17 protein-coding genes are annotated in these 20,516 nt (G+C 34.1%); 12 read left to right on the top strand and 5 right to left on the bottom strand.

The genetic code is table 11. From position 1 onward, the window contains the following. Positions 1–661: hypothetical protein (locus ACTG3Y_RS05025; protein ID WP_439151825.1), on the top strand; the 661-nt coding region annotated here is incomplete at its 5' end. Between the two features lie 135 nt (positions 662–796). Here ACTG3Y_RS05025 and ACTG3Y_RS05020 read toward each other — a convergent pair. After that, positions 797–1,378 (bottom strand): non-canonical purine NTP diphosphatase, encoded by a 582-nt coding sequence (locus tag ACTG3Y_RS05020; protein WP_439151824.1) that lies wholly within the window; start codon positions 1,376–1,378, stop codon positions 797–799. Positions 1,379–1,467: 89 nt separating this feature from the next. Here ACTG3Y_RS05020 and ACTG3Y_RS05015 point away from each other — a divergent pair, with 89 nt between their 5' ends. Both ACTG3Y_RS05015 and ACTG3Y_RS05010 read left to right on the top strand, forming a co-directional pair. Next, the gene (locus ACTG3Y_RS05015; RefSeq protein ID WP_439151823.1) at positions 1,468–3,264 is read left to right on the top strand and encodes a glycoside hydrolase family 2 TIM barrel-domain containing protein; all 1,797 of its coding nucleotides are present in this window, start codon (positions 1,468–1,470) and stop codon (positions 3,262–3,264) included. Positions 3,265–3,395: 131 nt separating this feature from the next. Continuing rightward, positions 3,396–3,695, top strand: a complete 300-nt coding sequence (locus ACTG3Y_RS05010; protein WP_439151822.1) for an HPF/RaiA family ribosome-associated protein — start codon at positions 3,396–3,398, stop codon at positions 3,693–3,695. Positions 3,696–3,740: 45 nt separating this feature from the next. On the opposite strand, the gene rlmH is transcribed toward ACTG3Y_RS05010, so the two are convergent. Beyond that, the gene (gene rlmH, locus ACTG3Y_RS05005; RefSeq protein ID WP_439151821.1) at positions 3,741–4,214 is read right to left on the bottom strand and encodes a 23S rRNA (pseudouridine(1915)-N(3))-methyltransferase RlmH; all 474 of its coding nucleotides are present in this window, start codon (positions 4,212–4,214) and stop codon (positions 3,741–3,743) included. 93 nt (positions 4,215–4,307) lie between these two features. On the opposite strand from rlmH, the gene nadC reads away from it, so the two are divergent. From nadC to priA, 3 genes are read left to right on the top strand one after another with little or no spacing between them, the layout of a single operon-like run. Next, on the top strand, positions 4,308–5,165 hold the full coding sequence (gene nadC, locus ACTG3Y_RS05000; protein WP_439151820.1) for a carboxylating nicotinate-nucleotide diphosphorylase: 858 nt from the start codon (positions 4,308–4,310) through the stop codon (positions 5,163–5,165). Between the two features lie 3 nt (positions 5,166–5,168). Beyond that, a complete protein-coding gene (locus tag ACTG3Y_RS04995; protein ID WP_439151819.1) occupies positions 5,169–6,128 on the top strand; it encodes a YihY/virulence factor BrkB family protein in 960 nt (319 codons plus the stop codon). Between the two features lies 1 nt (position 6,129). Beyond that, the gene (gene priA, locus ACTG3Y_RS04990) at positions 6,130–8,583 is read left to right on the top strand and encodes a replication restart helicase PriA (RefSeq protein ID WP_439151818.1); all 2,454 of its coding nucleotides are present in this window, start codon (positions 6,130–6,132) and stop codon (positions 8,581–8,583) included. Between the two features lie 80 nt (positions 8,584–8,663). Here the strand turns inward: priA and ACTG3Y_RS04985 are convergent, their stop codons facing one another. Beyond that, complete coding sequence (locus tag ACTG3Y_RS04985) at positions 8,664–9,359, bottom strand: LytR/AlgR family response regulator transcription factor (RefSeq protein ID WP_008271090.1); 696 nt, start codon at positions 9,357–9,359, stop codon at positions 8,664–8,666. Positions 9,360–9,556: 197 nt separating this feature from the next. Between ACTG3Y_RS04985 and rpsF the strand changes: the two genes are divergently transcribed. The 5 genes from rpsF to ACTG3Y_RS04960 all read left to right on the top strand — a co-directional run bounded on the left by rpsF (position 9,557) and on the right by ACTG3Y_RS04960 (position 12,088). Then, entirely contained in the window at positions 9,557–9,895 is a 339-nt protein-coding gene (rpsF, locus tag ACTG3Y_RS04980; RefSeq protein WP_439151817.1) for a 30S ribosomal protein S6, read from the top strand. Further along, positions 9,895–10,194 carry a 30S ribosomal protein S18 gene (gene rpsR / locus ACTG3Y_RS04975; protein ID WP_439151828.1) on the top strand — a complete coding sequence of 100 codons (300 nt, stop codon included), beginning with the start codon at positions 9,895–9,897 and terminating at the stop codon, positions 10,192–10,194. Before rpsF ends, rpsR begins: the two co-directional genes overlap by 1 nt. Before the next feature lie 12 nt (positions 10,195–10,206). Next, positions 10,207–10,668: a 50S ribosomal protein L9 gene (gene rplI, locus ACTG3Y_RS04970; RefSeq protein WP_439151816.1), complete on the top strand. Its 462-nt coding sequence runs from the start codon at positions 10,207–10,209 to the stop codon at positions 10,666–10,668. A gap of 61 nt (positions 10,669–10,729) precedes the next feature. Then, positions 10,730–11,599, top strand: a complete 870-nt coding sequence (locus ACTG3Y_RS04965; protein WP_439151815.1) for a glycerophosphodiester phosphodiesterase family protein — start codon at positions 10,730–10,732, stop codon at positions 11,597–11,599. A 12-nt stretch (positions 11,600–11,611) separates the two neighbouring features. Next, complete coding sequence (locus ACTG3Y_RS04960) at positions 11,612–12,088, top strand: DUF6495 family protein (protein WP_439151814.1); 477 nt, start codon at positions 11,612–11,614, stop codon at positions 12,086–12,088. Position 12,089: 1 nt separating this feature from the next. On the opposite strand, the gene ACTG3Y_RS04955 is transcribed toward ACTG3Y_RS04960, so the two are convergent. Continuing rightward, the gene (locus ACTG3Y_RS04955) at positions 12,090–13,331 is read right to left on the bottom strand and encodes an ABC transporter permease (RefSeq protein ID WP_439151813.1); all 1,242 of its coding nucleotides are present in this window, start codon (positions 13,329–13,331) and stop codon (positions 12,090–12,092) included. A gap of 131 nt (positions 13,332–13,462) precedes the next feature. On the opposite strand from ACTG3Y_RS04955, the gene hisS reads away from it, so the two are divergent. Further along, on the top strand, positions 13,463–14,845 hold the full coding sequence (hisS, locus tag ACTG3Y_RS04950; protein ID WP_439151812.1) for a histidine--tRNA ligase: 1,383 nt from the start codon (positions 13,463–13,465) through the stop codon (positions 14,843–14,845). Between the two features lie 84 nt (positions 14,846–14,929). Here hisS and ACTG3Y_RS04945 read toward each other — a convergent pair whose 3' ends face one another. Beyond that, positions 14,930–20,416 carry a LamG-like jellyroll fold domain-containing protein gene (locus ACTG3Y_RS04945; protein WP_439151811.1) on the bottom strand — a complete coding sequence of 1,829 codons (5,487 nt, stop codon included), beginning with the start codon at positions 20,414–20,416 and terminating at the stop codon, positions 14,930–14,932. Positions 20,417–20,516 lie beyond the last annotated feature (100 nt).

Genomic DNA, 20,516 nt, shown 5'->3' with positions numbered 1-20,516 from the left:
GAATATGCAGTCAAATTACGACATAAAAATTGTAAATGGGAAGGTCGTAGAAACTAAATCATCTAGTCCTTATGGTACCTTTAGACAAGTTTTCACATATAATGGAGATAAAATAATGAAAGTTGAGCGTTTGTATAATGATGAATTAGAAGAAAAGTATGTCTGCACGTATAATGGCGATAAAATTGATGAAATCATTGAATACGATTATTATAATGGTAATGAAGAATTTAATTACAAATATGAATTCTCCTATACTAATGATAATTTAACTGAGGTACTAGAGTTTTACTATGATAATGGAGACGAAGTTTGGGAAAATTCGGATAGAGAAGTTTATAGTTATTCTGGAAATAAAGTGATTCGAATTGACGATTATGATTATGATAATGATGGTAACTGGGAATTAGACGAGAGTACTAATTTTAGCTATAATAGTTTAGGACTTTTAGAATCTATTACTCAGAGTGGCGAAGGATGGTCATGGGAAGAAATCTACACCTATGAAGAAGGCCTAGGTAATTATAGATTAATCCACGGTGAAGGTGGTTATTACAATGTGTTTAATTATCCAACAGCACAAAGAATGGCTGACGATAATGCCAATGTTGAGGATAACAAATTTAGTATCACACGATTTTTATTACACATTAATAATTAGTATTTGGAATACTAGAAAATTTAGTATTTCAATTGTGAAATGTGATAAAATAAAAAGACCTTACAGAAATGTAAGGTTTTTTTAGCTTAGTGAATGAGATTGTCCTTAAATGACAACTTTCTATTTAGATTTAATTTATTTATGAGTATTTGCTAGAAATGAAATCAATTGTTTTACTGCCTTCCCACGATGCCCTATTTTGTTTTTTTCTTCTAAAGAAACCTGAGCGAACGTTTCAATATAGCCTACTGGTCTAAAAATTGGATCGTAACCAAATCCTTTGTCACCTTGCTTGGTATTGGTGATAGCACCTTTGCAAATTCCAGAAAAGGTGTGCAGTTTTCCATCTAAACAAAGTGCAATGACGGTTTTAAATTGCGCGCTACGAGTGCTCTTATCTTCTAATTCAGATAATAGTTTGATCATATTATCATTAGCATCGCGTTGTGGACCAGCATAATGAGCTGTATCCACACCAGGTTCGCCATTTAAGGCATCTACTTCTAAGCCCGTATCGTCTGCGAAACAATCATAACCATAGTTACTTTTAATGTATTCTGCTTTTTGTTCAGCATTACCTTCAATAGTGCCAGTTGTTTCTGGTATGTCCTCAAAACAGCCAATGTCTTTTAAACTCAATAGCTGAATAGATTCAGGTAGGAGATTCTGTACTTCTTTTAATTTATTGGGGTTATTTGTGGCGAAAACGAGTTTCATGAGACTATAATTTACAATCCATTCAAAGATATGGTAATATTCGTTTTGAGGCGAAATTGTCTTAACTTTACATTTCAAAACTCTGATTTATGCGACTCTTTATTTTCCTCTTGTTCATGTCATTACTATCATTTTCTCAAACTACAGTAGAAAAGGAGAATGATAAATGGGTTATGAAAGTTAATAAGCTACCATTTGCAGTTAAAGGAGTCACGTTTGGCTATGATAAAGACGTAAGTAACTATGATGCCTATTTTAAGGATTTGAAATATTTGGGAGTTAATACCGTCAGAACATGGGCTACTGGAGAAAATACTCCAGCGCTTTTAGATGCCGCTCATGCCAATGGTATGAAGGTCATGGTTGGTATTTGGATGCGTCATGGCAGACCTGGAATGGAAGATGATGACAGCTTCGATTATTTAACCAATACGCAAGGAAAAGAAGACCACTACACTAATGCTATTGCTGTTGTCAATAAATACAAGGACCATCCTGCAGTTTTAACTTGGGGCATTGGTAACGAAGTTTATCTTAACATGGCTACAGATGAAGAAAAACTCGTGTATTCAAAGCTTTTAGAACGTATTTGTAGCAAGATAAAAGAAATAGACAGTAATCATCCTATAACCTCAGTAGAGGCTTGGAATTTTGGAATGGACTGGTGGAGTAAATATGTACCTTCTATAGATATTTATGGATTAAATAGTTATGGTGCTGGAGCTAATTTCCTTGCGGATGAAATGAAAAAACGCAAGATTGATAAACCATACATAGTGACTGAGTTTGGTGTAACAGGTGAATGGGATGTTGCAGAAGATAAAAATGGTATTAAAATTGAACCTACAGACGCTCAAAAATATGATGCTATTGCTAACGGATATTCTAAATGGATTACTAACAAAGACAATTGTCTAGGAGTCTATGTATTTCATTATAATAGTGGAACTAGTTTTGGTGATATTTGGTTAGCAACACATGTTAATTCACATTACAGACCGCAGTACTGGGCTATCAGAGAAGCTTATACAGGAAACAAACCCGCGAATTATGTCCCAGAAATTTCAAAACTAAAATTACCTGATAACACTGCAGATAGTGGCACTTGGGTGCCTGTAACCCTTGCAACTACAGATAAAGAGAGTGATGTTTTAGAAGTGAGTTTTGGTTATAACCATCGTGTAGGAAGTAGGCGTTATAGAAATCAGATTTTGCCATTAAAATATAGAGGAAATTTTAAAGATGGCTTTGAAATCCAATTACCGGAAGTTAATAGTGCTATTAAAGTTTATGCTTTTGTTAATGATAGCTATCCTAATTTAGGAATTGCCTCGACTTCTATAAAGGTTAAAGATGATAATGCCATACCTAATAAATTCCGTGTTCCAAAAGTAGAATTACCATTTTATGTGTATAAAGATAATGAGGACTTACCATATATACCAACAGGTTATATGGGCAATTACAAAGCTATGTCTGTAGATTTAGATCATAGTAAAAATGTACATTCGGGTAAAATGTCTATAGAAATTAGTTATAAAGATCGTTCTGGTTGGTATGGCTTAGCCTTTGTAGATCCTGCTAATGATTGGGGAGATATTCTGGGAGGCTACAATATTAGTGGTGCTAAGACCTTTAGTTTTTGGGCAAAATCAGATTTTAGTGGAGTCATTGCTAAGATTGGTTTTGGCTTAATTGGTAACGATAAACCATATCCAGATTCAGCCATTGTAGCAGAAGAAATAGAATTATCCTCTCAATGGAAAAAGTATACTATTAAGCTGAAGAATTTAGACCTAAGTTGTGTTAGATCTGGTTTGGTAATATTTTCAAATGGTTATGGTTCTTCTCATAAAATCTACATAGACGAGGTTGTTTTTGAGTAAGATAATGAGTTGAAATCATGTAGTTAAATTCGTATCAATCTTAGGAATAATTTATGACATTTGTCAGTTATATAACCTACTTATTATTGTATCTTAGATAAAGGAATTATTAATTAAAACAAGTATAGATTATGACTGTAAATTTTCAATATGTAAATACAGATGTAAGTGAGACCTTATCAGCAATTACCGAAGAAAAACTAGAAAAATTAGCTGATAAATTTGAGTTTATTATTGCCGCACAAGTATATTTTAAGCATGATAATAAAGACCATAACGCAGGTAAGATTTGTAACATTGAGTTAAGCTTACCTGGTCCTCGTATTTTCGCTAAATCTAATAAACATAATTATGAATTAGCTGTCAGTGAAACAATAAGTGATTTAACCAGGCAACTTAAAAAGAGAAAAGAGACATATAAAACACATTAATACCACATAACGTTTCGACGTTTTTATACCGGAGGGTTTGCTATTTTATCTATGATGATAGGGTTCGTTCTTTAAAATAGTAAACCCTCTGTATAATTGTTCTATAAAGAACAGGCGCACCATTTGATGCGAAAATGTCATTTTTGATAAGCCTAACTTTCCATTTGCTCTTTTGTAAACGTCATCAGAGAACCCATAAGGTCCTCCAATTACAAATATTAAAGTTTTAATACCAGAATTCATGTGTTTCTGCAAATAGCTAGAAAACGCTACAGAATCCATTTGTTTACCATTTTCGTCTAATAAAATTAATATATCCGATTTCTGAGTTTTAGATAAGATCAATTCACCTTCTTTGTCTTTTTGTTGTGAATCCGATAGGTGTTTCGCTTTTTTCAGATCTGGTATAATCTCAAACTCAAACTTAATATAAAAGCCAAGACGTTTGGTGTAATCGTTAATTAAAGCGATTAAATTTTTATTATCTGTTTTGCCTATAGCCAGGAGTTTTATGGTCATAAATTCAAAGTTATACTTTTTTACAATTTGATATTGGCTTTTTTCAACTATTAACCTTTCAATTCCTATTTTTACACTAAATAAGTTTTACAAATGATTTCAAAAGTGCAATTTGATAAAGAAATAGAATTAATCATAGCCAATGCCATACGAGAAGATGTGGGTGATGGTGATCATAGTTCTATGGCTTGTATACCTTCATCCGCAACAGGAAAAGCGAAATTATTAGTTAAAGATAAAGGGACCATTGCAGGAGTTGAATTTGCAAAACAAGTATTTGCTTATGTAGATCCTAAAATGAAGGTAGAGACATTGATAGAAGATGGTCGTGAGGTGAAATATGGCGATATAGTCTTTTATGTAGAAGGAGCATCACAATCTATTTTAAAAGCTGAACGATTGGTTTTAAATGCGATGCAACGTATGAGTGCTATAGCCACTAAAACTAAAAAGTTTGTAGATTTATTAGAAGGCACAGGAACTAAAGTTTTAGACACTCGAAAAACGACACCAGGAATTAGAGCTTTAGAAAAATGGGCTGTAAAAATTGGTGGAGGCGAGAATCATAGATTCGCGTTGTACGATATGATTATGCTAAAAGATAATCATATAGATTTTGCAGGTGGCGTCGCTAAAGCGATTAGTAAAACCAAAGACTATTTAAAGGACACCGAACGTGATTTAAAAATTATTGTTGAAGCCCGAAACCTGAAAGAAATACAAGAAATACTAGATTGTGGTGGTGTTTACAGAATTCTAATCGATAATTTTAATTTTGAAAACACACGAAAAGCCGTAAAATTAATAGGTGATCAATGTCTCACAGAATCTTCTGGCGGCATCAATGAAAATACCATACGTAAATACGCAGAGTGTGGTGTAGATTATATATCCTCAGGAGCTTTAACACATTCTGTTTACAATTTAGACCTAAGCCTGAAAGCTGTTTAAAGCATGTCAAAACACATAGAAGAAAAGTTAGATAAAATCCCCATAATTAATGTAGTCGTTCGTTTTTTTAAGCAAATACGTCTACCAGGTTGTGAGGGTTTATCTATTTACGATTTATTAGAACTGTACGCTTTAGGTATAGTAAAAGGTGCACTAACCACAAGAGCAAGTGCTATTGCATTTAGCTTTTTTACCGCGATTTTTCCATTCTTACTGTTCGTTATTATTATAATGCCTTATATTCCCATAGATAATTTTCCAGAGGAATTTGAATTATTCTTAAATGATTTTTTACCACCACAAACCTCCAAATTTTTCTTCTCTAATATTTTTGAAAACATAAGTGATAGTAGTGGTGCAGGATTAATTTCTTCCATATTTTTATTATCCATTTTTTTAATGGCAAATGGTGTAAGTGCAGTGTTTTCAGGATTTGAATACTCGTACCATGAGCAATTGACACGAAGTGTACTTCAGCAATATTTATATGCCTTGGGTGTAGCGCTGATTTTAGCTTTTTTGGTATTGCTTACCGTTGCCATTTTTGGATATTTTCAGATTTACATTATTCAACCTATTTATGAAGGTATTACTGGGCAAGATGCTTTAAAAAGTGATTCCGGATTGGGTTGGATTATCTTTGCTAAATACATGTTTTTTGTTCTAATGGTTTATTTGGCAACAGCGACGTTGTATTATTTTGGGACCAAAGAAGGTCGCAATACACGGTTCTTTTCGGTTGGTGCTTTACTTACAACTTTATTGATAATACTAACCTCTTATTTGTTTGGTCTTTACATAGAAAATTTCTCAAAATATAACGAACTCTATGGTTCAATAGGTGCACTGCTTATTTTATTATTCTATTTATGGCTCAACTCTAATATTTTATTACTAGGTTATGAACTCAATGCATCAATGCAGTTTTTAAAAAAGAATCCAAAAGAAGACTCAGAAAATTAATATGACTTATTTTCTCGATGTCATATTGCCCATTCCGCTTCAGAAGGCATTCACTTACCATATTACTGAAGCCGAAGCACAGTTTATAAAGGCTGGAATGCGTGTGGCTGTACCCTTTGGTAAAAGCAAAATCTATACGGCTTTAGCTTACAACATTCATAATAATCCACCTACAGCTTATGAGGCGAAGACCATCCATCAAATATTAGACGAGCAACCTGTAGTTACAGAAATGCAACTAAAGCACTGGGAGTGGATAGCTAGCTATTACATGTGTAGTTTAGGTGAAGTTGTGCGCGCGGCAATGCCAAATGCCTTTTTATTAGAAAGCGAAACCATAATTACTAAAAATGATACCATCGATATTAATGACTCACAATTAAAAGATGATGAATTTTTAATATATGAAGCTTTACAATATCAGTCGTCATTGAAAATTCAGGATGTGGTATCAATTTTAGATAAAAAACGCGTTCTACCGGTTATTAAAGCTTTGGTTGAAAAGGATATTTTATTTCTTCAGGAAGAACTTTATGAAAAGTACCAACCAAAATTGGTCCGTTATGTTAAGTTACATCAACATCATAAATCGGAAGAGAAACTACAGGAGTTACTAGGATTATTAAGTAGAGCTCCTAAACAGCGACAAGTCTTATTAACCTTGTTTACGCTTGAAGCATCGGCGAACAAACCTATAAAGGTTTCAGAATTAGTTGAGCGAAGTGGCACGTCTTCAGCGATAATAAAAGCCTTGATTGATAAAGTTATATTAGAAGAATATCATATTCAAACCGATAGAGTACAGTTTGAGGGTGAAGGTGACGCAGCGGCAAAAACCTTAAATGATGTACAACAAAATGCATTTATAGAAATTAAAGAAATTTTTAAATCTAAATCTGTAGCGCTCTTGCATGGAGTAACATCTTCTGGTAAAACAGAAATTTACGTAAAACTAATCAGGCAACAGTTAGACAAAGGAAATCAGGTATTGTATTTACTACCTGAAATCGCATTAACAACGCAACTCGTACAGCGGTTACAGGATTATTTTGGAGAAAAAGTAGCGGTTTTTCATAGTCGTTATTCTGGTAATGAACGCGTTGAGGTATGGCAGAATATGCTCAACAAATCAGATAAAGCACAAGTCATTGTTGGTGCTCGATCATCTTTATTGTTACCATTTCAGAATTTAGGATTAATTATTATAGATGAAGAGCATGAGCAGTCTTACAAGCAATTCGATCCTGCACCAAGATATCACGCAAGAGATGCAGCTATTGTTTTAGCTAATTTTCACAAGGCAAAAACACTTTTAGGTTCTGCAACACCGAGTCTAGAAAGCTATTTTAATGCAAGCCAGGGAAAATATGGTTTGGTAGAGTTAACTACCAGATATAATAATGTTTTAATGCCTGATATTGAATTGGTAGATTTAGCTGATAAATACAAGCGTAAGCGTATGAAAGGTCATTTTAGTGACCGACTTATTGCTGAAATGACAGTAACCTTAGAGCAAGGCTTTCAAATTATATTATTTCAGAATAGAAGAGGATTCTCACCAATTGTAGAATGTACAACTTGTGGTAATTCGCCTCAGTGTCCTAATTGTGATGTAAGTTTAACCTATCATCAATACAGAGACCAACTGCGTTGTCATTATTGTGGGTATAATTCGCAAATGCTAAAGAGTTGTCAGGCGTGTGGTAATGCAACATTAGATACCAAAGGTTTTGGTACAGAACAGATAGAAGAAGAGGTAAAAGCTTTATTCCCAGAGAAGAAAGTTGCTCGTATGGATTTAGATACTACCCGAGGTAAATACGGATTCGAAAAAATCATTAATAGTTTTGAGCAGCGTGAAGTCGATATTTTAGTTGGTACCCAAATGTTAACTAAAGGATTAGATTTTAGATATGTGAAACTTGTTGGTATAATGAACGCCGATAATTTATTGAATTTTCCAGATTTTAGAGCTCATGAGCGCAGTTATCAGTTGATGGCACAAGTATCTGGTAGGGCAGGACGCACTGATTTGAGAGGTAAGGTATTAATTCAGACCTACAACCCGCATCATAACATATTGCAGCAAGTATCTACAAACTCATATAAAGAGATGTATGCTGAGCAAATGAATGATCGTTACAACTACAAATATCCGCCTATTTACAGGCTTATTAAAATTACATTTAAACATAAAGATTACAACAGAGTCAATTTAGCCGCAGATTGGTACGCTAAATCTTTACGGCAAGTGTTTAAGGCAAATGTATTAGGGCCAGAATTTCCACCAATATCAAGAATTAGAAACCTGTACAATAAAAATATCCTTATAAAAATACCGCAAAAGCAATCTTTAGTAAAAACGAAGGAAGCTATTGCTAAAATTGACACTAGTTTTAATGCTGTTAAAGATTTTAGATCCGTCAGAGTCGTAATTAATGTAGATAATTACTAAAAAAAATCTCGCTGTTAAACAACGAGATAATTTTATTTCAATGTGCATTGAGAGTTCTGTTTAAATAAATAGTAAAGTTTTTACATATTATTTAAAGCATCAACCAATTGCGTCTTTTTATTTCGACTCAATGGTATCTCATAGGCACCGACCTCAACATTTTTACTGTTAAAACGGTCTATCTTATCTAAATTCACAATATAAGATTTGTGAATTCTTAAAAATTTACCTTCAGGTAATTCTTGTTCAAAAGCCTTCATAGTAGATAATACCACTAGGCTGTTTTCTTCTGTTACAACCTTTACATAATCGCCTAAGGCTTCAATCCACTTAATATCCTTAATGTAAACTTTACGTTTTTTAAGGTTACTCTTTACAAAGATGTGTTCACCATCTGTTTCGTTAAAGTCTAATTTCAGTTTATGCTGCTCAATAGCTTTTTCTACTGCAGTATTAAAACGTTCTTTAGTGATTGGTTTTTGAAGATAGTCGGTAGCGTCGTAATTAAATGCTTTAAAAGCATATTCGGTTTTACCTGTAACAAAAATAATTTGGGGTTTGTTGTTGAGTACATCTAAAAGTTCAAAACCGTTTAATACTGGCATCTCTATATCTAAGAAGATAAGATCCACCTTATGGGTATTAAGACCGTTTTTTGTTTCTAACGCACTGCTGTACTCTGCAATAAGGTTAAGTGAAGAATGATTCTCAATTAACTTTACTATAGAGAGGCGCTGAATTGCAGAATCATCAACAACTACACAGTTTAAAGTCATAACATTTCTAATTTTAGGTTAAGATATCGACAATAGTACGAAAAATTCGGTTAAAAAACAAAAAATACCGATAAAGTGTGAATTTTAACATTTCCGACCTCATAAATAGATAGTGAAATTTTACGTTTAAAAACGTTGCCAGAATTAGATTTAATGCTTATTTTTGCAGCCGTTTAACAATAAACAAACAATAAATTATGAATCGATATGAAACTGTTTTCATCTTAAATCCCGTTTTATCTGAAGACCAGATAAAGGAGACAGTAAAGAAATATGAGGATTACCTCGTTTCTAAAGGAGCTAAGATGACTGCCAAAGAAGATTGGGGTTTAAAGAAGTTAGCTTACCCGATCCAGAACAAGAAAAGTGGTTTTTACCACCTATTTGATTACACGGTTGCTGGTGAAGCAATTGAGCAATTAGAAGTAGAGTTTAGACGTGATGAACGTTTTATGCGTTACTTAACTGTGAAATTAGACAAGCACGCAGCGGCTTGGGCTGATAAAAGAAGAGATAGAAACAAACAAAAAGCGTAATTATGTCATCTATAGAACAACAAGCAAAAGGAAAGAAAGACGGCGAGATAAGATATCTTACGCCTTTAAATATTGAAACTACTAAAGCGAAGAAATACTGTCGTTTTAAAAAATCTGGTATTAAGTATGTAGATTACAAAGATCCAGATTTCTTAATGAGTTTTGTAAACGAACAAGGTAAATTGCTACCAAGACGTTTAACAGGAACTTCTTTAAAGTATCAAAGAAAAGTATCTGTGGCAGTAAAAAGAGCTAGACATTTAGCGCTTATGCCATATGTTGCTGATTTATTAAAATAAAATATCATAACAATGGAACTTATATTAAAACAAGACGTTGAAAATTTAGGATTTAAAGACGATATTGTAACAGTAAAGAACGGTTATGGTAGAAATTTTTTAATTCCTCAAGGACAAGCTGTAATGGCTACTACGTCTGCTAAAAAAGTATTAGCAGAAACATTAAAGCAAAGAGCTTACAAAGAGAAATCTATTATTGCTGAGGCTGAAAAGGCTTCTGAAGCATTAAAGGAATTGGATATTAAGATCACTGCCAAGGCAGGAACTGGTGCAACTGCCGGAGACAAATTATTTGGTTCTATTACCAAAATGGATTTGGCTGAAGCACTAAGAAAAGAAGGTCATGAAATTGATAGAAAGTTTATTTCTATCCAAGGTGGAAATATTAAGCGTTTAGGTCAGTACGATGCAGAAATAAGATTACACAGATCTGTTACTGTAGATTTAACTTTCGAAGTTATTGCTGAAGCTTAATCTTATTTAATTTATATTAAAAACCGTTTAGTCTTCTAAACGGTTTTTTTATTCCATAAATATGGAGCAGATATTTTTCATTTTACTTATTGCATTATTTTTTGGATGTAAGCAATCTAAATCAGATAGCAAAACTATAAAGACATCTAAATCTGAGTTAATCGACGTATTTAGAGCATCTAACTCTAATTATCCAAAGATTAGTGTACATCGTGGTGGAAAAGGTATTCCGTATTATCCTGAAAATTGTTTAGAAACCATCAAGTATGTTAATGATAGTATCTCAGCAATTTTTGAAATTGATATTGCGCAGACCAAAGATGGTAAAATGGTGCTTATGCACGATAATTCCATAGATCGAACAACAAATGGAACTGGCTTAATATCTAATAAGACTTATAACACCTTAAAGAACTACAATCTTATTGATGATTTTGGTAATGCAACCAAGTTTAAAATCCCTCTCTTTTCTGAAGTACTAAAGTGGTGTAATGCTAATAATGTCATTCTTACGGTAGACATTAAACGAAGTGTTAGTCAAAAAGCTGTTATTGATGCTATTAAAACAGGAGAAGCTAAAGATATTTGTATTGTTATTACTTATGATGTAAAACAAGCACAATCTGCTTTTAAAATTAGCCCAGATCTGTTGTTATCAGTTTCTGCAAGAAATCATGATGAATTCGATAGGTTATTACAAACTAATATTCCAACTGAAAATATGTTGGCATTTACCGGAACCCGTTTGTCGAATCCATCACTCTATAAAAGATTACATAACAAAGATATTGTGTGCATCCTTGGAACCTTAGGTAACTTAGATAATCGAGCAAAAGCAAGAAGTAATGGCCTTTATAAAACTTGGCTAGAGAAGGGAATAGATATTTTAGCAACAGATAGACCATTTCAGGCTTATAAAGCAATTAATTAAAACAAAGCTGATATGAAATATACCAGACTTACAAAAGAACAATTTGAAGAACTCCATAAAGAATTCATTAATTTTTTAGCTACTCAGTCTATAACAGCAGACGAGTGGCAAGACATAAAAAAGAATAAACCTGAAGCTGCTGAGCAAGAGCTAGATGTGTTTAGCGATTTAGTATGGTATGGTGTTTTAGATAAGGTTGAATATTTAGAACATATATCACCACAGCAGGTCTATTTGTTTAAATGCAAAGCAAACCATATGCATTTAATAGCACTTAAGTTAAAGCACAACAATGTAGATTTAACCACAAAGGAAGGGTTTCAATGGTTAAGGGACAATTTATTATCAGATGATATTGAATTTTTTAATGCTAAAAAAGAGTATTCAGATGATAAGCATTTAGATATTTTCAAACTGATTCAACAAGGTGCAAATATCACTAAGGGAGATCTATTTCAATATTTTGAAAAGCTAATCAGGCAGCAATAGTCTATTCGTAGCGTAACGACTCTATAGGATCTAATTTAGCAGCTTTAGTCGCAGGATATAATCCTGAAACAACAGCAACCACAAAAGCTATACTTGTTGCCCATATCATCGCAAACCATGGTGTAGAGAAGTTGAGGTCAAATCCTTTTGAAATTCCCCAGCCAATTAAAATACCTAGAATAATACCAACAATACCACCAAGCTGACCAATAATCACAGTTTCTATAAAAAACTGAAAGGCAATGGTTTTGCGCTTGGCACCTAACGCTTTTCTAACACCTATTTCACGCGTACGCTCAGAAACCGAAACAAGCATAATATTCATCAGAGCTATTGTAGACCCAAAAATGGTGATAATACTAATAATCCAGGCTGCTGTATATAGGACACCAGAAATATTAGCAATTCTATTAATGAGGTCTTCACTGCGTTCTATACCAAAGTTGTTGTCTTCTACAGGATTTAATCCTCTCACATTTCTAAAGGTTAAAATAGCATCGTCTTGAGCTCCCTGTAACATGTCTTTCTTATCTACTTTAACACTAAGTGTGTAGTTGATATTCGGGTTAGTGAAAATGGAACGCGCTTTTTGTATTGGCATAATAACTCTTAAATCCTGGTTATTACCAAACGTGGCACCTTTTTCTTTTAGCACACCAATGACTTTAAACTTAGAACCTCTAACACTTATCGTTTTTCCAACTGGATTTTCTTCAGGGAATAATGCCTTTTGCAAGTCGCTACCAATAACGCAAACTGCATTACTGTTTTTAACATCAAAAACATTAAGCGAGCGGCCGTTTTCTATTTCTAAACCAGAATTTTCTATAAAGAACTCGTTAGAACCTATAACCGAAACTTCTGGGTCTGTTTTTTTATTTTCATATTTCACCTCTGCGGCAAATGTTCCAAAAAAGGACACAGCTACTTTGGTAAAAGGATAATTATAACTTTCCTCAAAATCTTTTACGTTTCTATAACTGATAACAGGGTTTACTTTTTGGCGTTCTCTACTACTTTGACGCTGTGCCGTAAACTCATAACGCTGAAAGTTGAATGTGTTGGCTCCCATAGAAGAAAAATCGCTAGAAATTGTATTCTCTAAAGCAGAAACACCGCTTAAAATACCAACAAGAGCCATAATACCTATTGCAATAATCAATACGGTTAAAATAGTTCTGAGTAATTGACTTTTAATAGAGCCGAATGCAATTTTAATATTCTCTTTAGCTAATGAAAACATAGTATTATGTAGTGTTAGTTGGAGTGTTTAATCTATAAGACTAATTAAACACTATAAAGTTACTATAAAATCGAAATATCTTAGGTTTGCCTATAAAATTTATAATATTTTTGTGAAAATTAAACAAAGTAATGGCTCAGAAACCGAGTATACCAAAAGGCACAAGAGATTTTAATGCAGAAGAGGTTGCAAAACGTTCTTATATTATGGATACGATTAAAGAACAGTTTAAGCTGTTTGGCTTTCAACCTATTGAAACTCCAAGTTTTGAAAACTCTGAGACCTTAATGGGTAAGTATGGTGATGAAGGTGATCGTTTAATTTTTAAGATTTTGAATTCTGGTGAATATTTAAAAAAAATATCAGATGAGGATTTAAATACTAAATCAGAAAGTATTTTAACACCAAAAATTTCTGAAAAAGCACTTCGCTATGACCTCACAGTCCCTTTCGCGCGTTACGTGGTACAGCACCAAAACGATATTGAATTTCCTTTTAAACGTTATCAAATACAACCGGTTTGGCGTGCAGACCGACCACAAAAAGGACGATTTAGAGAGTTTTATCAGTGTGATGCCGATGTAGTTGGTTCAAAATCATTGCTACAAGAAGTAGAGTTTGTACAATTATATGATGCTGTGTTTACAGCTTTAAAATTAGAAGGAGTCACCATAAAGATTAATAATCGAAAAATTTTATCAGGGATTGCAGAGGTTATTGGTGCACAAGATAAATTGATTGATTTCACAGTTGCTTTAGACAAACTTGATAAAATAGGTGAGGAAAAGGTAAAAGAAGAAATGCGTAGTAAAGGGATTTCTGAAACTGGAATTGCCAAGCTTCAACCCTTATTTTCATTATCTGGTGACTTTAGAAATCAGATTTCCAGTCTAAAATCAATTTTAAGTAAATCTGACATTGGAATAAAAGGCATTGCAGAATTGGAATTTATAAATACTGCAATTTCAAATCTAGGCTTAAAAACAGCCAAATTACAACTAGACGTAACACTAGCCAGAGGTCTTAACTACTATACAGGTGCTATTTTTGAAGTGTCAGGACCAGAAGGCGTTAAAATGGGGTCTATAGGTGGTGGAGGTCGTTACGATGATCTTACAGGTATCTTTGGTCTTAAAGATATGAGTGGAGTAGGTATTAGCTTTGGTTTAGACCGTATCTATTTGGTTTTAGAGGAATTGAATTTATTCCCGGAAGCAATAAAAGCGACGACTAAAGTTATATTCATCAGTTTTGGTGAACAAGAAGCTATGGTATCCTTAAACGCTGTTACCAACTTACGAGAAAATGGCCTAAAGGCAGAATTATATCCTGATGCTGTAAGTTCTGGTAAACAGATGAAAAAACAAATGAATTATGCCAACAAACGGAACATTCCTTTTGTGGTATTGGTAGGTGAGGAGGAACTGAAAAATAAGTCTTTTGCGATTAAGAATATGGCATCAGGTGAACAAAAAAATGTTTCTCTCTCTGAGCTCATTGAGGCACTATCCTAATTTCTATTTAATATTTATGAAATAAAAAAGCCCTGACATACATCAGTGCTTTTTCGTGGTTAAGATTTAAGATTTGGGGCAAAATTAATTTACTAAAACTTTTTTAGTCGTTACTGAACCGCTTACAGTAAATAACTTAATAATATATGTTCCAGTACTTAAATTCTTAACGTCATATTCAGAATAACCGCTATCTGAAATATTTTCTATAGTATGTACTGATTGGCCCAAAATGTTGAACATTTCAATAGATTTTACATCTATTTGGTTAGGGTTAATCAATACGATTTTTTCAATGTCGTTAGAGTATAGTATATCTATACCATTAATAGTTTCGTCATCAGTACTTAAGGCATCACCATTAGGACTAAATGTAATTTCGAGACGCTCTAAGTATTCACCAGCATTTAAGAAAATTTCGTAATCGCTAGCTCTTAAATTGTGGTATAGGTCTAAATCTATATCATGTAAATAAATATCTATATCACTTGGTACATTTTCTAATGCATCTATAGTAATAGTATTTATACCATCAGCATCCGTAATAACACCTAATGGATAAGCAGTAGAAACTTCTGCTTCATTACTAGCTTGTATAACGTAAGCGTCATCATTTATCATCCAGAACATATCATCCATTTGTTCTTCGTTTAATTTGGCATCATATGCCCAATCTACATCAGAACTCGTGTTTTCATCTATGGTTAATAATAGTTGACGATGTATTGTATTGACTGAATTAAAACCAATTCTGAATTTCATTCTTTCGTCAGTAGTATTTATATCTGCACTACTTTGAGATGACGCTACCTCACTATTTCTCATAAATACTGAAGTTGCACCACCTTCTTTCTGGAAGACGCGTTGTCCATTATTAAAGTTAATGGTACCTGCGTTTTCTCCAACGACGAAAAATCCTTGACCAACAGGTATATAACGACTTGGTAGTTTGGTAGGTGTTCCTCCTGTTCCAACATCTGGATCATTAGTTCCCATTGATGCTGAAGCTACAGCACCTGAGAAGTTGTAAGTGGCATAACTACCTTGATATTCCGAAAGAATATGAGAACCACCTCCCCAATGCTCCCAGAAGTATAACGTACCACTAATTGTTGGTGTTGCATCTGGCAGAGGACCATCATAATCTAACTCTGGTCCATTATCTCTTATAAATTCATCAGCATCAATTGCTGAAGCATAAGGGTTACCAACTAAATAATCATTACCAGCATTAATGGTTAAATTAATATCTCCGTTATTAGGTTTTCCTTTGTAAACATAGTTTTGATCTGTCAAAATGGTACCTGTACCAGGTCCTTTCATGGTGAAACCTTCTCCAGCCATTATTGTTCCTGTACGTCTTACATGTTGCCAAGCTGAGTAATCATCACTAGGTAGGTTTGCATATTTCCATATCCAGTAATCTGCTATGCCTACAGGGTTTGTAGTTGCCCCATCATACCCTGATGTAAGAAAGTTTACAGGGTTTGTACCATCATAAAAAATATCTTGTACGGTATAACGATAGTCATTTGTACCAGTATCAGTATCACCGACAGGTGCAGACCAATAGTTATACGTATAGGTGTCAGCAGTACCTTGCTGGTCACGCTCTAATTCACCATTAACAGCAACATCTAAATCACTATCTTCTTCTTGAATTAATTGAGATTCGCCTTCAAGATCTATTTTACCTGTTAAGCTTAAATAATGTGATACTGTAATACCATTTCCGGCATTTGTTGCATTATCGCCATTTACTGTTAATTCATTTGCATCTACATAAAGCCCAAGAATCTTTCTGTTATCTTGATTTACAGCAGGTAAACTTGAATTGTCTAAGGTTACATCATGTGATGTTCTAACAATGTTCCAATCTATAGTTACATTATTATCAACAATTGATGTTGAACCAGGTATGTATTGTACATTTCCATTGGCCCAGGTGGCATTGGTGTCCCAATCCCCATTTTGAGCAGACTCATATGGTAGCGGAGCGGTTTGCCTGTCAACTGTATTTAAGTTTCTTAATGCCCCTTGATGACCATTACCTGAAGCGTCAGATGTAATGGTATATGTGTATGTGGTCATTGGATAATAGCCTGCTAAATCACTCCAAGCTACAGCATTAATATCATTTTTAGTAATTGATGTTGGTAATTCTATACCCATTGCCTGAGATCCGTTAGCTTCAATTTCCTGATTCATTACAAAACGTAGTTGATCTGGTGACAGCATAGTGTTCCAAACACGTACTTCGTCAATATTCCCTCTAAAATGTTGTACAGGTGTATTCTTACCTGCTGCAGCGATATAGAAGGATTCATCTGTTGCTACAGGAGGAGATAAAGGGCGATTTCTGTCTTCAACACCATCTATATATAAATATGCTGTTGTACCATCGTAAGTTACTGCTACGTGATGCCATTCATCGTCTGGGATACGTGTATTGGATATAATAGATTGCGTCGATCCATTAATCCAATCCATTTCAACTCTATTATCATTTAATATCGTTAAATCATAACCTCTTGTAAATGCAGCATCCCTTTTCGATAGAATAGATTTGGTGCCGCTATCAGCAGCATCTCTTTTTATCCATGCAGAAACAGTAAATCTACCAGGATTTAAGTTAAGATTGTCTTCCATATCTATATAGTCTACAGCTCCATCAAAATAAACTGAGCGCTCTACTATAACCTCTGGTGCGTATCCAAAAGTAATATACTTAGTACCATCAAAATCATATTCAGCTTCTAAGTTTCCAGTACCATCAGATGTCATTACTCTGTAATCTGCAGTTGGGTCAAAAATACCTGTATTAGAAATGAACATTAAATAGCTTCCTGGCGGTGTAATATTTCTTACTGCAGCTTGTGGTATTCTTACCTTTATTTCAGGAATGTCACCACCGTTTTCCACAACCTTCCAAATACGTTGCATTGCTGTAAACGTTACCTCAGTTGTTAATGCTGGTGAAATACCTGAACTCATATTAATAGTGACTGTAGTTGAGGCAGCATTAAGGTTAATACCATTATTTCCCCATATTAAAAACTCTTTGTCATTGAATGTCGTAGGGTTAGTAACCTTATTTATGTTATTAGTATCGTAGATATCTGATAAACCCATAGTTATAATTCCTTGAGTTCTACCATCGACATCAGAGGCATTATTTACACTACGAGATTGCTTTTGGTTTAAGTCTGAATCATCATCTCTACCAATACCTGCAATATCATAATTGTATCCTGAATTAACTGATTGGTCCCAGATAACAGTTCCATCACTGTCTACATAGTCTTGAGATGTACCATTAATGCCAAGCGTTATTCCATATTTAATTCCTAAATATGACATCACTCTATTCCGTTCTTGTGTTAGGTTGGTATCATCTTTTCTAGCAGAAAACGTAATTATTTCTGCAACTCTACCATTTAAACTCGCTTCCCAGCCTTCACTTCGTCCAATCCAAAAAGGAGAATCGTTGACATTAGAAAAATCTGGAAGGTCATTTTGAGTGGTTTCAATATTGTTAGCATTATAGTATAGTTCTTGTTGAGTAGCACCAGAATTATTTCTTGTATTAATAATACCAACATTATTATAGGAACTACCTGTACCAATTTCTGCCACACCATAACCAAGACCACCACTAGTTGTACCAACACAGTAGGTTATAATTTCATCTGTAAAACGACCAGTATAGTCACCTAGACCAATACCTGTAGCATCAGTTTCATTGGTGCCTACGTTTTCGTCACCACAAAAGACATCCATAAAACCGAATGAATTATTAATAGGCGTTTCATCAGGTATGATTACAACGAACATATCTTGTGTATATAAACCAGAAGTACCTTCTAAGAATTGCGTAGAAGTATCATCAAATGAAAAATCTCCATCTAGTGTAAAGGTACCGTACGAATTATCAAATTCTACAACGGGATTAAAATTTACATTTTGTGAGACGTTATCTCTATAGGTTGGTTCTTGTCCTGCAGTATTTACTGTTGCATCTGCGCCACGACCTTGGTCTCTCCATATACTCACAGATTGCCCATCTGTATAGGTTAAGCCATCTGTGCCTTTTAGCCATAACGCTAAATCTGTAGTGACACCACCTGGACCTTCAGTTAATGGCGGAATACCATATCCTTGAATATCAAAGATGTACGGATTTTCATCGCTGGCGTCATTCAATATTCTAATTGTTGCTGATCTAATACCAGCAGCAGACGGATTAAATGTAATTTGAAATACTGTGCTATTTCCAGGATTTATGGATGAACCAGGATTTAGGGACACAGAAAAATCTGCAGCATGAGCTCCACCAATTTGTATATATGGGAATGGACCTGTTAAATTTAAATTAAATGAGCCACCGTAATTATGTATTGTAAAATTATTTGCAACTCCTACACCAACATCAGTAGAACCAAAATCAGTATCATCTGTAATTGATGGAGTAATATCTCCAGAGGTAATCGATATACCATTACCAGTAACATCTATTTCCGCAAAAGGTGATGCGGCAATAATATTCACTGTATAGTCTTCAACTTCACCAAAGTTTGGATTTACACATGGACCAGAAACAGGATTAACATCATCCATTATGACTCGCATACGTGTGCTACCAGTAGCTGCTCCGCCAGGAACGGTTACTGTCCCTAATTGAGGTGAAACCGTATTAGGACCAGCTGTAAATACTAATTCGCCTGGGTCGTTAAAATCGAAATCTTGATTAAAGTCAATGTATACGGCAAAAGCTTCGTTATATAATGTTCCTGTCCAAATCGGTGTAATCGATATAGGATTTACGCTACCTTGAGTTAAGTTTGTTGAAATCGCTGTAAAATCAGAATAACCAGTTGAGGTTGTTCCCTGGCCTGAGTTATTATTTATGGTACCTAGGGTAACATTTCCTATGTATTCAAAATAATCATTATTAGCAGCAATTGCGCAATATGATAATGTATCAGTTAGACTAATGTTATCTATGGCAAAGTCACTTGCCCAATCTGATCCAGTGGTTGCATTAAATCTTAATTTGATTGTTGATCCAATATAAGCAGATAAATCAATCACATCGGTATTCCATTGGTTACCCAGATCACCAGTATACGTTCTTAAAGTTGTTGGATAAGTAGCTCCATTATCCGTACTAACATCAATATTTAAAGTACCCATAGAACTCCCATACATGTGATAGCTATAATTAAAAAAGGCATTAGAAACTGATGTAAGATCAAAACAAGGACTTTCAAAATTTGCTACTTTATTCGGATAGCCAGTACCATTGCCCGAGGCTTCAACAAACATATACCAAGTATCTCCATTTCCAGAACTAGGACCTGTATTACTCGAAGGGGTTCCTCCAGAATCTCTCAGCCAATTTAAATCATCACCTGTGTCTTGGGTCCATGACCCTATTCCAGATTCAAAATTCTCTGCGTAAGGATAACTTGTAATTGTTGTACCACAAGTTTGAGCATTAGTTTTTAAGGAAAAAAGAAGAGAACATAAAAGTAATGTACACCCCTTTAGAGTGAGTGTAAAAGTATTCATAAGCGGTTAAATTTAGTTTGGGACTAAAATTATAAGTCAAATATAATATATAAATCTACTAAATGCAAATAAATACGACGAAATGCAATTTGTAAATATA

The organism is Winogradskyella sp. (assembly GCF_965656915.1).
In the GTDB taxonomy this organism is placed as follows: Bacteria; Bacteroidota; Bacteroidia; order Flavobacteriales; family Flavobacteriaceae; genus Winogradskyella.
Note: the sequence above shows the minus strand (reverse complement) of the source record. Positions and strands in the feature narration are given on the sequence as shown.